This window comes from Neisseria sp. HMSC70E02, assembly GCF_001838645.1.
GTDB lineage: Bacteria > Pseudomonadota > Gammaproteobacteria > Burkholderiales > Neisseriaceae > Neisseria > Neisseria macacae.
In genome coordinates this window covers 1-411 of record NZ_KV838045.1, presented here as the reverse complement: position 1 = coordinate 411, position 411 = coordinate 1, and the positions used below count along the sequence as shown (strand labels likewise).

At 44.0% G+C, this 411-nt stretch carries 1 pseudogene; it reads right to left on the bottom strand.

Annotated elements, in window-relative coordinates:
• A pseudogene (locus HMPREF3277_RS00150) lies at positions 1–394 on the bottom strand (IS630 transposase-related protein); the annotation flags it as partial.
• Positions 395–411 lie beyond the last annotated feature (17 nt).

Genomic DNA, 411 nt, shown 5'->3' with positions numbered 1-411 from the left:
CGTTGGTAGTCGGAAAATTCGGCCAGCTGTGTCAAATAATGCGTTACTTTGGCCGGATCTTGTTCTTTGTAAGTGGTGGTCTTTTTTTGCGCGTCATCCCCATCTGTTTGAGTGCATAGCAAACGGCGGCTGCCGTACAATCAAAATGTTTGGCGATTTCATGCAGATAGGCATCCGGGTGTTGCCCAACATATTGAGCCAGTTTTTGCCTATCCAATTTGACGGCATTCAGACCGGTAACTTGATGTTTTAGGCTGCCTGTTTGCTTTTTAAGGCGAATCCACAGGTAAAGCGTGTTTCTTGACAAGTTAAACGTTGCTGCGGTTTGGCTGATGTTTTTGCATTGTTCGTAATAGTTTAAAGCTTTGTTTCTTAAGTCCGCAGAGTATGCCATGGTTAGACCTTAAAAGT